Source organism: Ruania halotolerans, assembly GCF_021049285.1.
In the GTDB taxonomy this organism is placed as follows: Bacteria; Actinomycetota; Actinomycetes; order Actinomycetales; family Beutenbergiaceae; genus Ruania; species Ruania halotolerans.
In genome coordinates this window covers 3,654,579-3,666,204 of sequence record NZ_CP088017.1, presented here as the reverse complement: position 1 = coordinate 3,666,204, position 11,626 = coordinate 3,654,579, and the positions used below count along the sequence as shown (strand labels likewise).

Here is an 11,626-nt window from a genome sequence, read left to right as displayed (position 1 = left end):
CCCTCGCTCACGCTTCGAGAATCATGGCGACGGCCTGGCCGCCGGCGGCGCACACGGAGATCAGGCCCCGTACGGGGGCCGATGAGGCATCGCCGCCGTCTGCCTTCTTGCGCTCGTGCAGCAGCGTCGCCAGCGTTCCGACGATCCGCGCCCCGGTGGCCGCAAACGGGTGCCCGGCGGCGAGCGAGGATCCGGCGACGTTCAATCGTGACCGGTCCACCTCGCCCAGCGCGGGCATCCCCAGCTTCCTGGTGCAGAAGTCCTCATCGGCCCAGGCGGCCATCGTGGTCAGCACCGTCGAGGCGAAGGCCTCGTGGATCTCCACGAAGGCGAAATCGTCCAGGCGCAGACCCTGCCGTGCGAGCAGGCGTGGGACGGCGTACGCGCCGGCCATCAGCAGCCCTTCCTCCCCGCGAGCGAAGTCCACTGCGGCGGATTCGGCATCGACCACGTGCGCCAGTACCGGCAGTCCCCGCTGCGCAGCCCACTCGTCGGTGCCGAGCAGTACGGTGGCGGCGCCGTCACTCAGTGGCGTGGCATTGCCTGCCGTGATGGATGCATCGGGTGCGTCCTTGCCGAATACCGGCTTGAGCTTCGCGAGCTTCTCGAGCGAGGTGTCCGCGCGCAGCGCCTCGTCCCGCACCAGTCCGCGATAGGGGGTGACGAGAGTGTCGAACAGGCCGTCGTCGTAGGCGCGGGCGAGATTGTGGTGCGAGTTCAGCGCCACCTCGTCCTGCGCCTCGCGGGTGATACCCCACTGCCGGGTGGTGATCGCCTGGTGCTCGCCCATGGACAGCCCCGTGCGCGGTTCATTCACGTTCGGCGCCACGGGTGCCAGATCGGCCGGGCGCAGCGTTGAGAGCAACGACAGACGCTGGCCAGCCGTCTTGGCGCGGCTGAGCCGGAGCAGCGTCTTGCGGAGCCGGTCGCTCACCACGATCGGCGCATCGGAGGTGGAGTCCACACCACCGGCGATGCCGGATTCGATCTGCCCGAGGGCGATCTTGTTGGCGATCGCGGTGACCGTTTCCACACTGGTGCCACAGGCGCGCTGTACGTCAAAGCCCGGGGTGTGCGGGTCCAACCCGGAACCGAGAAGCGCCTCGCGGGTGAGGTTGAAATCGCGGGAGTGCTTCAGCACTGCACCCGCGGACACATCGCCCACGCGTTCGCCCTGGAGGCCGAACCGGGCCACCAGGCCACTGAGTGCGGCGGTGAGCATGTCGAGGTTCGAGGCCGAGGCGTAGGCGCCGCCCGCCTTGCCGAACGGGATGCGGTTCGCGCCGATGACGGCGGCCCGCTGGGGTGAGGTGGATGCTGTGCCGTTGCTGGGGGGCGTCGATGCCATGAAATGTCCTCGCGATCGGGGTCAGGCGGTGGTGGAGGAGCGTGTCGAGATCAGTACCCGATGCCGGTGACCTCAGGTGATCCGTCGAGCCAATGTGTCTAGGACCGATAGTACCTGATACTCTCAGTCCGTGAGTAGAGTCACAGCGGCCGCACGCGGCTCGAGGCCAGTTGAGCGCACGGGCAGCGCCCTCGACGCGGCAGCCCCGCAGGACGGGCGCTCGCGCCGATGGGACTCCCACCGCGCCGAACGCCGCCGGGCACTGGCCCACGCGGCCCGTAAGGCGGTCCACCATGAGGGGCCAGATCTCTCGATGGACGAACTTGCCACGGCGATGCAGACATCCAAATCGATCGTCTACCGGTATTTCACCGATAAGGCCGGCCTGCAGGGCGCCGTCGGGGAGCTGGTCCTGGAGGAGATGTCCGAGGCCTTCGATGCGGCAGCCCACACCGAGGGTGATCCTCATGCGCGCCTGCGCGCCATGGTGGGTGTGTACGCCACGATGATCGATCACTCCCCGCACGTGTACCGGTTCGTCACCCGGGTTGCCGATGGCGCGGACCTGGCGGGCCTCTCGGCATTCCAGGCGACCATCTCCGGATACGTCGAGATCCCTCTCCGGGAAGCCCTCGATGCGGCTGGCGCAGACACCGGGCTCGCCGCTGGGTGGGCCGCCGGTGCGGTCGGCTTCGTCCGTGGTGTGGGCGACGTCTGGCTCGGGTCAGAACCCGGCAATCATCCCTCGGCCGAGACCATGGCCGACCTCGTCACTGACTGGCTCTGGCACGGTATCGGAGCCGCCACCTCGATCTCACCTACGGAGCGCACATGAGCACTACTCCCCGCACCGCCGCGGCAGACCTCACCCTGGACACGGCGGCGGTGGCCGACCTGATCGACGGGCGCTGGCGGGACCACCGCCGTCAGGTCCGGGACCTCCTCCTGGATGATCGGCTCCGCCGCCAGGAGGGACTCGATGTGGCCGGGCAGCGCGCCCGGGTCCTCGAGCAGGCCCGCGCGCTGGTGGACCTGGGTGTGGTGAACCGCGCCTTTCCGAAGCGGCTCGGTGGTGATGAGGATCCGGGCGGCAATATCGCCGGGTTCGAGGAGCTGGTGGTGGCCGACCCGGCTCTGCAGATCAAGGCCGGGGTGCAATGGGGGCTCTTCGGTGCGGCGATCCTGCACCTGGGCACCGAGCGGCACCATGACCAGTTCCTTCCAGGGGCGATGAGCCTGGACGTGCCGGGCTGCTTCGCAATGACCGAGACCGGGCACGGCAGTGACGTGGCCGCCATCGGCACCACGGCCACCTATGACCCACAGACGCAGGAGTTCGAGATCCACACCCCGTTCCGTGGGGCGTGGAAGGACTACATCGGCAACGCTGCAGACCACGGAACGGCCGCCGTCGTATTCGCTCAGCTCATCACCGGCGGGGTCAACCACGGCGTGCATGCCTTCTACGTACCGATCCGCCAGACCGCTGACGACGGCACTGCTGGGCCGTTCCTGGAGGGCGTGACCGGTGAGGACGATGGCATCAAGGGCGGCCTGAACGGGGTCGACAACGGCAGGCTGGCCTTCGACCACGTGCGCGTGCCGCGGGAGAATCTGCTGAACCGGTACGGCGACGTGGCCGAGGACGGCACCTACAGCTCCCCGATCGAGAGCCCCGGACGGCGCTTTTTCACCATGCTCGGCACGCTCGTTCAGGGGCGCGTCTCCCTCGGCGGTGCCGCGGTGGTGGTGTCCAAGATGGCACTGACCACGGCGATCCGGTATGGCAGTGAACGCCGTCAGTTCACCGGCGCCGATGATGACGTCGAGACTGTGCTGCTCGATTACCAGCAGCACCAGCGACGACTGCTTCCGCTGCTCGCCAGGGTCTACGCCGCACAGTTCATGCACAACCAGCTCGGGCAGCGGTTCCACGAGGTGTTCTCCGGTGAACACGACACCGACGGCGACCGTCAGGACCTGGAGACACTCGCCGCAGCATCCAAGCCGTTGACCACGTGGCTCGCGATGGAGACGATCCAGTCCGCCCGGGAGGCATGCGGCGGCGCCGGATATCTCGCGGAGAACAAGTTCGTCAGCTGGCATCAGGATATGGACGTCTACACCACGTTCGAGGGCGACAACACGGTGTTGCTCCAGCTTGTGGGCAAGCGCCTGCTCACCGACTTCGGCCGTGAGATGGCCACGATGGACGTGGCGGGTGCGGTGCGCTGGGTGGCCGACCGGGCGGTGGACATGACGCTGCACCGCACGCCGCTGCGGCGGGCCGCACAGTCGATCCAGGACTGGGGCTCCTCGGCCCGGTCTGCAGGAGAGATCCGGGACGCCGATGCCCAGCGCGAGCTCCTTGAGGACCGCGTGGAATCCATGGTCGAAGAGATCGCCCTCGCGCTGCGGGCCGCCAAGGGTGCACCGCAGGACGTGGCGCAAGCGCTGTTCAACTCCCACCAGCACGACCTCATCGAGGCCGCCCGCGCACACGGCGAACTCCTCCAATGGGAGGCGTTCACCGAGGCGCTCAACCAGGTCAAGGATCCGGACACCCGCAAGGTGCTGACGTGGTTGCGCGACCTGTTCGGGCTGGTGACCATCGAGAAGAATCTCTCCTGGTACCTCATCAACGGGCGCATCTCCGCTCAGCGCGCTCGCACCGTGACTTCCTACATCAACCGGCTGCTGCCGCGCCTGCGCACACATGCCCTCGGGCTGGTGGAGGCACTCGGCTATTCGGACAAGCACATCGGCGCCGTGATCGGAACTGGTGTGGAGGCCCAGCGCCAGCGCGATGCGCAGGACTACCTGCGCCGGCGCCGGGCCGCCGGGGATGAGCCGAAGAGTGAGAAGAACGTGAAGAAGGATCAGAAGAAGCAGGCCTAACGCTCACCCTCCATGGCGGTTCGCCTGATGCCGGGCGGTCTGCTGCTCGTTGTGCTGGTGGGCCCGCTGGAGCCAGGCCGGGGCCTGGTGCAATCGAGGGTCATGGGAAGCTGAGGTGCCGAGCGAGTCCAGATACCGCCGGTCCGCGTCGAGCCTGACGGTGGGGGAGTCGCTCGTGCCGGCCCGGGCAACCCGTCCGTGCCCGGGAATGAGTACCTCCGCCTGCCGGGCATAGGGCGCGAGCAGGTCGAGCCCGGACCGGTACTGCGCCAGCGTGCTGTCTTCCAGGAGCGGGATCTCGATGTCGGAGAGCATGTCGCCGGCGATCAGTACCCGTGACTCCGGCAGCCAGAGGGCGCTGTGGCCGGGTGCGTGCGCCTGGTGCGTGAGGATCTGGGCGGGCGGACCATCCCAGGGCAACTGGCCGCCGTCGTGGGCTTGGACCTCACCGGCCAGAGCGATCAGGTGGGCGGGGAGGTCCAGAGCGGTGCGGATCTCGGTGAGGTGCTCGGCCGCAGTGCGGGCCGCCGCCGGGCTGGTGAGCCGAGGCGGGCTGCCAAACCGAGGATGCCAGAGCAGGTGGTCGTGGTGGGCATGGGTGGACCAGCCGAGCGCGGCGGTGAGGCGGCGTTCAGCGAGCAGATCGGCGAGGCGGTCCAGTTCGTCGGCCTGCCACGCCGGATCCACCACGACGGCGGAGCGTGCGTGCCACAGGATCGTGCTGGTGGTCTGCATGGTGCGGGAGGTGAACACCAGCACACCCGGGGCTGGCTCGGACGGGCTCATTGCCCCGAGTGTGGCATTGCCCACCCGGTACGGCGCGCTCGCCAATTGTTGTTAGGCTTACCTTAGTCAATCGGAGGGAGGCTCACCGTGTCCAAGAAGGTGACGCAACGAGCCGAAGTGGTGAGCGCGGGACGGATCACCCCGCATATGGCGCGCATCGTGTTCTCCGCACCAGGCGGCGGGCCGCTGGCCACCGACCCGGACGGGTACACCGACACCTACGTCAAAGTGGTGCTACCGCGGCCTGGCACCGAGGTGAGCGAGCCGTTCGATCTCGACGAGGTCAAGGAGCGGATCCCGGCCGAGGACTGGCCGGTGCAGCGCACGTACACAATCCGCGCGTGGGACCCCGAAAGCGGGCACGCGACCATCGATTTCGTGGTGCACGGCGATGAGGGGATCGCCGGTCCGTGGGCGGCGCGGGCGCAGCCGGGCGATCAGGTGCAGTTCCTCGGGCCCGGGCGCGGCTACGCCCCGAACCCGGAGGCAGACTGGCACTTACTGGTGGGTGATGAGAGTGCCCTGCCGGCGATCGCTGCCACCTTGGAGGCGATGCCCGAAGGTGCTCAGGTGCGCGCATTCATCGAGGTGGCCGATCCGGGTGAGGAGCAGGCGATCCTGACCGTGGCGAATGCGCAGGTGCAGTGGATTCACCGGTCAGCGGAGGCGGAGGGCGCGGCTCCCGGGGAGGGGCTGGTGCAGGCGGTGCGGAACCTGGAGTTCCCGGCTGGGCGGGTACACGCATTCGTGCACGGCGATGCCGACGTGGTCAAACAGTTGCGCTCGCTGCTGCGGTTCGAGCGGGACGTGCCGAAAGTGGATCTCTCTGCCTCCGGCTACTGGAAGCGTGGGAACAACGATGATCAGTGGCGCGCGCTGAAGCGGAAGTGGGTTGCCGCCATGGAGGCCGAGGAAGAGGCGCGCAGCACCTGAGTGCGAGCCGCCGATTCTAGCCCGCCGAACGCAAACCTATGCGGCGTTGACGCCGGCGATGCCGCAGAAGTTTGCGCTCGGCAGGGCGGGGCCAGTGCGAGGCTCGGGCGTGTCGGGCCCGGACATCGCCATCGAATGTATGTTCGAATGAGTGAATGAGATGGCAAGGTCAGCAGGCGAGCGATGCGGGTGCGCTGATCCCGCTGCGGGGGCTGATCCGTAGCGTCACCACCCCAGAGTTCGCCGGTGTGACGTTCCACGAGGTGCTCTGCAAGAGCGCATTGAACAAGGTGCCCGGCGGGTCCAATATGCCGTTCACCTGGACGATCAACACCACGCGTGGCTGCCTCCACCGATGCACCTACTGCTTCGCGCGCAAGACCCACGAGTATCTCGATCTCGATTCCGGTGCGGACTTCGACACTCAGATCGTGGTGAAGACCAATGTGGCCGAGGTGGTGCGTGCCGAAGTGGCCAAGCCCTCCTGGCGGCGTGAACACGTGGCACTCGGGACGAATTCGGACCCGTACATGCGTGCCGAGGGTCGCTACCGGCTGATGCCGGGGGTGATCGAGGCGCTCGCAGACTCCGATACACCGTTCTCCATCCTCACCAAGGGGCCGCTGCTGCGGCGTGACCTGCCATTGATCAGGGCGGCGGCCGAGCGCGTGGATGTGGGCATCGGTGTCTCACTCGCGTTCACCGATCCTGAACTGCAGCAGCGGGTGGAACCGGGCACGCCCACGCCGAAGGCGCGCCTCGACCTGATCCGCGCCGTGGCCGATGCGGGGCTACGGCCCACGGTGATGGCGATGCCGATCCTGCCGTGGCTGACGGACTCGAACGAGCACCTGGACGAGTTGTTCGCTGCGGTCCGTGACGCCGGTGGCGCCTGGGTGACTGCGGGGCCGCTGCATCTGCGCCCGGGTGCACGCGAGTGGTTCATGGCCTGGCTGGCGCGCGACTATCCGGCATTGGTGCCGAAGTATCGCGCGCTGTACGGCCGGGGCTCCTACACCACGGGCGAGTACCGGCAGTGGTTGGCGGATCGGGTGCGCACGATGCGCCGTCGGCACGGGTTCGTCCGGGAGGAGACTCAGGGCGGGGCGAGGTGGACGCTGCGCACGGATCCGGACGCCGTCGGTGATTCACCTGCGGGAACTGCGGCGCTGGCGCAGGCCGATCCCCGGCCAGTGCAGGCAGCGCTTTTCTAGTCGGGATGACCCAATGTCAGTACCGCTGTCTACGCTGGGAGAATGACTTCGATCATCACCGGCGCGGACGGTCGCGCCCGCTGCGTCTGGGTCGGCGCGGACCCCGACTACGAGCGGTACCACGACCAGGAATGGGGATACCCGCTCCGCGGTGATCGGCCGCTGTTCGAGAAGATGGCGCTGGAGGGATTTCAGGCCGGACTCTCGTGGATCACGATCCTGCGCAAGCGCCCCCGGTTTCGTGAGGCATTCGCGGGCTTCGAGCCCACGGCCGTGGCGCGGTTCGGCGAGAGCGACATCGAACGCCTGATGGCCGACCCCGGGATCGTGCGCAACCGCGCGAAGATCCTCGCCACGATCGCGAACGCGCAGATCGTGCAGACGATGGCCGAGGGCGAACTGGATGCGTTGATGTGGTCCTTCGCGCCGGACGGCACGTCTCGAGCCCGACCCCGCTCGTTCGCTGACGTGCCCGCCGTGACACCGGAATCGACGGCGATGAGCAAGGCGTTGCGCAAGCGTGGTTTCCGATTCGTCGGCCCGACGACGATGTATGCGCTCATGCAGTCGGCGGGCATGGTGGATGACCACATCGAAGGATGCTGGCGAGCAAGCTAAAGGCGTAGGCTCAACGCCCGTGCCCCGTCTGCTCGCCGATACCGCGCCATTGCGGATCGCGGCGTTCCGCCGGCTGTGGTGGGGGCTCGGTGTCTCCAACCTCGGAACGCAACTGACGGCGGTCGCCGTCGGCCTGCAGGTCTATGCGCTGACCGGATCCACCCTGGCGGTCGGAATCCTCGGGATCTTCGCCCTCGTCCCGTTAGTGGTGCTCGGCTTGTACGGCGGTGCGCTGGTGGACCATTTCGATCGACGCCGGGTGGCCTTGGTTGCCTCGAGCGCACTGTTCGTGGTGACGGCGCTGCTCGCGCTCCAGGCATGGCTGCACGTGGAGTCGGTGGAGCTGCTGTACGCGCTGGTGGCGTTGCAGTCGGCGGCGAGCGCGGTGAACAACCCGGCCCGTTCGGCGATCATTCCCCGCTTGGTACCGATCACCCAGCTGGCGGCCGCGAACGCACTGCAGACTCTCGCCTGGAACGTGGCACTCACCGTGGGGCCGCTACTGGGCGCCACCCTCGTGGCATGGCAGGGCTTCCAAGTGGCCTACACCCTCGATGTGCTGCTGTTCTCGGCCTCGCTGTACGCCCTGTGGCGCCTGCCTGATCTACCACCGCAACACTCCGACGTCGCGAGTTCGGCTGGTGAGGGCGACCCGGAAGGCGTGCCGCCTGCGAAGCGCCGGGTGGCCGGATGGAGCTCCGTGCGCGATGGCCTGCGCTACCTCGGAACCAGGCCGAACCTGCGGATGACGTTCCTGCTCGACCTGAGCGCGATGATCCTGGCCATGCCGCGGGTGCTCTTCCCCGCCGTAGGCGTGCTGCTCATCGGTGGTGGAGAGGCGACGACGGGCGTCCTCACAGCGGCGATCGCCGTCGGCGCAGTGCTGGCGAGTGTGCTCTCCGGCGGGCTCGCCGGTGTGCGGGCCCAGGGCAAGGTCATCGTTGGCGCCATCGCGGTGTTTGCGCTCGCGGTGATCGGGTTCGGCGTCGTCCTGCTGCTGGTCGGTGAGACCTCGCCGGACCACGTGATCGGCTGGGCGCTGGTGGCCGCCGTCGTGCTTCTCGCCGTGGCAGGGGCCGCAGATTCGATCTCCTCCATCTTCCGCCAGACGATCCTGCAGGCGGCCACACCCGATGCCATGCGTGGGCGTTTGCAAGGGGTATTCGTGGTGGTGGTGGCCGGTGGGCCGCGCCTCGGCGATGTGTTGGTGGGCGCGGAGGCCTCCTGGTTCGGTGAGGGGATGGCTGCCGTGATCGGCGGGACCCTGTGCGTGCTGGCCATCACTGTGCTCGCAGTGACGCAGCGGAAGTTCCTCGCTTACGACGGCGCCCACCCGAGCCCGTAGAAGCCGGCGCACCGAGGCGACGGGTGCGCCCGCGCGAGTGACACGCGATCGCCGTAGTGTCGCGCTCATGAGTGCTGACCCCGCGCCGCACACCAGGCACCGTCATCCACCCTCGGCCGTCCGCTGGGTGTGCGCCCGCGTGCGGACCGGTGCCTTCGTGACCGACGTGCTGCAGATCATCAAGTGCACGCTTGCTGCCACCGTGGCCTGGTGGCTCACAGCGGTCGTGTTGGATTCGCAGATGCCGTTCCTCGCGCCATGGACGGCACTACTGGCGGTGCACGCCACGGTGTACCGGTCGTTGACCCGAGGCATTCAGACGGCGGTGGCTACCGGTCTCGGCGTGGGGATGGCCTACCTCATCGGCACACTGTTCGACGAGGTCAGCCTGTGGTCATTCGCGCTCGCGGTGTTCCTGGGTATGGCGGGATCCCGATTGACCTGGTTGCGCGCTGAGGGGGTGGCGATCGCCACGACCGCGATCTTCGTACTCGGCGGTGGATTCGACGACCAAGCGCCGTTGTTGGGCGACCGGTTGCTCGAGGTGGGGATCGGCGTCGGGGTGGGCCTGGTGGTGAACTTCCTGGTCGTACCTCCGCTACGGGACCGGCAAGCGGCGAGTTACGTGGACAGCATCAATCGCCGGCTGGGCCGGGTGCTGATCCAGATGGCCGATGAGCTCGAGAACTCGTGGGACACCGACAGGGCGCAGGAGTGGGTAGCCGCGACCGAGTCGATGGATGAGGAGCTCACGACCGCCTGGGGCACCATCCGCTATGCCCGCGAGAGTGCGCGGGTCAACCCTCGCGCGTACGTCCCGTGGGCCCACCGAGCGCGTCGCCGAGAGGGCCGGGGCAAGGAGGAGGCCGACGAGATCGGTTATGACGAGATCCTCAGCCGTGTCGGCGAAGGGATCTCGCATCTGCGCCACCTCGCGCGGACGATTCGGGAATCGACCTATGCCGAGAGTCAATGGGACGACGACTTCCGCCGCGAGTGGGCCGCAACTGTGCGCGACACCGGCCACGCGGTGGCAGACCCGCACGCCGTGGTGGAGCCGATCGCCGACCGTCTCGATGCGCTGGCACGGCGATTCTCGGGAGAGGACGGGCTGCCCTCCGGTGAACTGTGGCCGGTCTATGGATCGTTGGTGACGAGCATGCGCCATATCGCCACGGTGGTCGATGACGTCGCTTCTGCGCGAGAGGCCCGGGACAGCTCAAGGCCCAACCCGACGGCGTAGCACCGCACTGATCCGTCACGTCGCCGTCAACTTCTCGCCGCCTCGTACTCGCCATATCCTGTGGCAGGTGTCCGAGGAATCCCGCCCCAGCCCAGCCACTGGTCGATCCCTAGTCCGCCGGTTCGTGGCGTTCGTGAGTTCGCCCGAGGTCGCGACCGACCTGCTCCAGATCGTCAAATCCGTGATCGCTGCGACAGCGGCATGGTGGGTATCACTGAGCGTGCTCGACTCCCAACTGCCGTTCCTCGCGCCCTGGACCGCCCTTCTGGCCGTACATGCCACCGTCTACCGGTCCCTCTCTCGCGGGCTGCAGACCACCGTGGCCAGCGGTGTGGGGGTCGGATTGTCGTTCCTGATCGGGGCATTGCTTGAGGTGAACCTGTGGACCTTCGCCCTCGCCGTCCTCGTGGGGCTCGTGGGCTCACGGTTGTCCTGGTTGCGCGATGAGGGCGTGGCGATCGCCACTACGGCCATCTTCGTCCTCAGCAGTGGCTTCGATGATCAAGCGCCGTTGCTCGGCGATCGGCTGCTCGAGGTCGGAGTCGGCGTGGTGATCGGCGTCGCAGTGAACCTGCTGCTCCTCCCGCCGCTGCGAGATCAGCAGGCCGCGCGGCACGTGGACAGCGTCAACCGCCGCACGGGCGAGGTGCTCATCCAGATGGCCGACGAGCTCGAGGAATCCTGGGACACCGACAGTGCCGACCAGTGGGTGGCTGAGACGATCTCGATCGATGCCCAGCTCGCCTCCGCCTGGCAGTCCGTACGGTTCGCCCGGGAGAGTGCGCGCATCAACCCGCGCCGCTACGTGCCCTCGTCCGTGCGCGGGCGCCGTCAGGATGATCCCGAGGGAACTCCCGGAGCCGAGGTGGGCTACGAGGAGATCCTCACGCGGGTGAGCGAAGGGATTTCCCATCTGCGCCATATGGTGCGCACCGTCCGTGAGTCGACCTATGCGGAGAGCCAGTGGGACGATGACTTCCGCCGCGAATGGGTCGCGATCGTCCGTGATGCCGGGCGGTCCATTCGCGATCCAGAAGCAGAGGTCGAGCCGATCAATGATCGCATCGATGCGCTGGCCGCCCGGGCCTCGAGCGGGGACGGCCTGCCACCAGGCGACCTCTGGCCCGTCTACGGCTCCCTCCTGACCAGCATGCGTCACATCGTCGTTGTCGTCGACGATGTTGCCTCGGCCCGCCAGGCGCGGGACAGCTCGCGCAGCAACCCCTCGGCGTAGTCGCGCA

General features: G+C 67.9%; 10 protein-coding genes. 8 read left to right on the top strand and 2 right to left on the bottom strand.

Annotation, left to right across the window (positions count from 1 at the left end; all coding sequences use genetic code 11):
- Positions 1-7 precede the first annotated feature (7 nt).
- Entirely contained in the window at positions 8-1,348 is a 1,341-nt protein-coding gene (locus LQF10_RS16575) for an acetyl-CoA C-acetyltransferase (protein ID WP_231064913.1), read from the bottom strand.
- Between the two features lie 130 nt (positions 1,349-1,478).
- On the opposite strand from LQF10_RS16575, the gene LQF10_RS16570 reads away from it, so the two are divergent.
- Together LQF10_RS16570 and LQF10_RS16565 are read left to right on the top strand one after the other, a co-directional pair.
- Complete coding sequence (locus LQF10_RS16570) at positions 1,479-2,183, top strand: TetR/AcrR family transcriptional regulator (RefSeq protein WP_231064912.1); 705 nt, start codon at positions 1,479-1,481, stop codon at positions 2,181-2,183.
- The gene (locus LQF10_RS16565) at positions 2,180-4,246 is read left to right on the top strand and encodes an acyl-CoA dehydrogenase family protein (protein WP_231064911.1); all 2,067 of its coding nucleotides are present in this window, start codon (positions 2,180-2,182) and stop codon (positions 4,244-4,246) included. Before LQF10_RS16570 ends, LQF10_RS16565 begins: the two co-directional genes overlap by 4 nt.
- Before the next feature lie 3 nt (positions 4,247-4,249).
- Here the strand turns inward: LQF10_RS16565 and LQF10_RS16560 are convergent, their stop codons facing one another.
- Positions 4,250-5,032, bottom strand: coding sequence for an MBL fold metallo-hydrolase (locus LQF10_RS16560; protein ID WP_231064910.1), 783 nt, complete (start codon positions 5,030-5,032; stop codon positions 4,250-4,252).
- A gap of 87 nt (positions 5,033-5,119) precedes the next feature.
- Between LQF10_RS16560 and LQF10_RS16555 the strand changes: the two genes are divergently transcribed.
- The 6 genes from LQF10_RS16555 to LQF10_RS16530 all read left to right on the top strand — a co-directional run bounded on the left by LQF10_RS16555 (position 5,120) and on the right by LQF10_RS16530 (position 11,619).
- Entirely contained in the window at positions 5,120-5,965 is an 846-nt protein-coding gene (locus tag LQF10_RS16555; RefSeq protein WP_231064909.1) for a siderophore-interacting protein, read from the top strand.
- A gap of 155 nt (positions 5,966-6,120) precedes the next feature.
- Positions 6,121-7,179 carry an Rv2578c family radical SAM protein gene (locus LQF10_RS16550; RefSeq protein WP_231064908.1) on the top strand — a complete coding sequence of 353 codons (1,059 nt, stop codon included), beginning with the start codon at positions 6,121-6,123 and terminating at the stop codon, positions 7,177-7,179.
- A 42-nt stretch (positions 7,180-7,221) separates the two neighbouring features.
- Positions 7,222-7,797, top strand: a complete 576-nt coding sequence (locus LQF10_RS16545) for a DNA-3-methyladenine glycosylase I (RefSeq protein WP_231064907.1) — start codon at positions 7,222-7,224, stop codon at positions 7,795-7,797.
- Between the two features lie 19 nt (positions 7,798-7,816).
- A complete protein-coding gene (locus LQF10_RS16540) occupies positions 7,817-9,142 on the top strand; it encodes an MFS transporter (protein ID WP_231064906.1) in 1,326 nt (441 codons plus the stop codon).
- A 67-nt stretch (positions 9,143-9,209) separates the two neighbouring features.
- On the top strand, positions 9,210-10,385 hold the full coding sequence (locus LQF10_RS16535; protein WP_231064905.1) for an aromatic acid exporter family protein: 1,176 nt from the start codon (positions 9,210-9,212) through the stop codon (positions 10,383-10,385).
- A 67-nt stretch (positions 10,386-10,452) separates the two neighbouring features.
- Positions 10,453-11,619 (top strand): FUSC family protein, encoded by a 1,167-nt coding sequence (locus LQF10_RS16530; RefSeq protein WP_231064904.1) that lies wholly within the window; start codon positions 10,453-10,455, stop codon positions 11,617-11,619.
- Positions 11,620-11,626: the final 7 nt, after the last annotated feature.